Origin of the sequence: Culturomica massiliensis (assembly GCF_900091655.1) — a bacterium.
GTDB lineage: Bacteria > Bacteroidota > Bacteroidia > Bacteroidales > Marinifilaceae > Culturomica > Culturomica massiliensis.
Genome location: NZ_LT594617.1, coordinates 1 through 2,694, shown reverse-complemented (window position 1 = coordinate 2,694; position 2,694 = coordinate 1). Strand labels below are relative to the sequence as shown.

Here is a 2,694-nt window from a genome sequence, read left to right as displayed (position 1 = left end):
GTCTCCGGCATAAAAGGGAGAGGTCGGAACATAAACCATCTCCAGACCTTGCAGGCTGTATGGTATATCACCCGACTGCAAAGAAGAGGCTGCGACAGGATATTGGGAATTACCCGAAAGCAACCACCGCAAACGCAGACGCACTTCCGAAGGACCCGAGCCCTCCGTCGTCCGGTAAATCATGAGACCCCGGCCCCCGTTCAGAACCTCACAGGCATACCCTTCTTCCGCCGTATGTGCAGAAGCATCCTCAGACCAGAAGATATGATGCCAGCCCTCGATGGGCTTCGTAAGGAACTTCCCGAAAAGATAAACGGCATCGTTATTGTACAGATTACGCCACGAATTAGACCATTTCAACGTTACTTCAATATCCGCCGAGCCTTCGGACACGGACAATAATTTCACGTGATCCAACCGGAGATTATCCCCCCACGCTGTCAGAAAAAACAAGCAAAAGCAAAAACAGATTAATTTCTTCATCCTTATCCGATTACTACACCATAAACGACAAATACAACCTCTACTTACCCATGATTGGGATTTCAAAATTATACTATTTTTTAATAATTTTCAAAAATTAAATTCACACAGATAAGTAATCGTTCAAAATCAATTCTCCATTTCAATACGTTAAATATCTGTATACAAATAGCCTACAAAATAATAAAGAAGTCAATAGACTTAAATCCCCCAACATTATCCGTACATTTCTATTTTATATGCCAGATTTCTCAAAAACCGACCGGCAACACCGGAAATCTTCTACTTATGATAACTACGTTTTAATTTTAAATTGTAGATTATTCTATAAACCGATTCGTTATCAGATTCATTTAATCTAAAATCGTAAATCTAAAATTTAAAATCTATACACGCAGTCCGCACGGCATCAATTTTTTAATGTTATCTTAATCTTACCGTATCCTGTCGAAAGGCGTCCATCAATCGCTTCTCCGCCACCTTTCATCACCGTATTGACAAATTTCAACCCGCTGAAATGCACACTTTGTCCCGTATGGTTTCCGTTGACATCGATAGCATCACAACCGTCGTACCCGCTGATAAAGGAAGAACCGCCACCTCCTCCGGAAGTATATTGCGATCCGCCTCCGTAATAACCGCTTCCGCCTCCTGCAGCACAGGTATTGGCATAAGCTCCGGTACCGAAAGAACCGTAAACGCCGTTATTCACACCGTTGCTTCCTACCTTGTATTGCCCCCCGGCAATCTGACTTCCCCCATAGGAAGTATTATTTACATAGCTTCCACTCCGATTCAACGATGTTCCTCCCGTCAGACCACCGGCATGCCCGGCTGTCGCTGCCGTTCCGCCACAATTGGGCATCGCTCCGCCACCTCCTCCGGCAATCATGATACGACTACGCAATCCCACTGTATTATTCCAGGCTCCTGCCTGTAAACGAATATCCGAAGCACTTCCTCCACGTCCTCCATTATGCCCGCTCCCGGAAAAGGCTCTGCCTCCCCCGTTAAAACCTGTTACAGTAGACATTCCGTTTCCATATTCCCCCACATACAAATAAAAATTCTGCATACCGGAAAATCCCATTTCCCCACTCGTATAACCACCGAATCCTACCGGATTGGACCCTCCACTACCTGCACCGCCGTTGGCTCCCCAACATTCCATTTTATAATCCCCTGTCAAAAGGCAAACGGTCTGATAATTCCCCGTATAATTAAAAATACGTTCCTCTTTCATCTCCTTTTTCCATTCCACATCTGGACAATCTTCACATACAAGCCCCACTGTGATACGGCATATTGTATCCGTTTTTCCGCTCATGATCCCCGTTTCCCGGTCAATCCGATTCCCTCCGACATCGCTGTATATCTTCCACCTCCATACATCCCGCCCTCCCCAGGCGTGAGTCACCGCATATTGATCCCCCGTATTATAAGCAAACACCTCCGTTCCTTCAGGAAAAGGATCAACGGTACGCGGAACAGCCAACACTTCCAGCTTTTGCCGGTATTCACATGCTCCGGCTACCCGTATACGCAATTCTATATTGTATTTTCCGCTGGGAAGCTCGCGGCCTGTCCGGAAATCATCAGTAGATAGCTCATAATGACTCCGGGTCGCGGAAGACGAAAAAGGCTGTAGCTTTTTCCCGTTATCCGCTTCGTACCAATCAAATACCGACGCTAAAGGAGTCGCCACCTCAAAACCGACCGACGCTTTACAGGGAATCAGCGTATCCCTCAACCGACTTACCCGGTATCCATGTCCCACAACCAAACCGACAACTCCACTCTCTCCCATGGCCGAAGAAGAATAGAAAAAACGCTTGTACAAATATTTTCCCACCACCATCGCAGGTGTCTCCTCCTGCAAACCTGTTATTTTAAGATCCCGGCCACTGCCGTTTTTTACATTCCTCCATGTCACTCCGTCATCCCGGCTCATCATCCACGCATACTGATAAACCACACCTTCCCCCAAAGGCAAATCCCCCCGGATCGTATATACCGCTCCGCCGCACACCGTATCGTAAGGAATAATCGTCCCCGACTGACGCCCGCTCTCCAGGGTTAACACGGAAGGAAAAGAAACCGGTTCCTGCGTAATCCCCAACCGTAAACCCACCGTTGCCTTACGATCCGAAAAATCAGAAAAGTAATCCACTGCCATACTACGATCCGAGACCGAAAGACAAGACAAGGGTG

At 47.0% G+C, this 2,694-nt stretch carries 2 protein-coding genes; both read right to left on the bottom strand.

The window, feature by feature from the left end:
* Positions 1-483, bottom strand: a 483-nt coding sequence (locus tag BN8908_RS00065) for a hypothetical protein (RefSeq protein WP_148453097.1), incomplete at its 3' end; no start/stop codon positions are given.
* Positions 484-892: 409 nt separating this feature from the next.
* A partial coding sequence (locus BN8908_RS00060) for a glycine rich domain-containing protein (RefSeq protein ID WP_235837379.1) occupies positions 893-2,694 on the bottom strand: 1,802 nt, incomplete at its 5' end.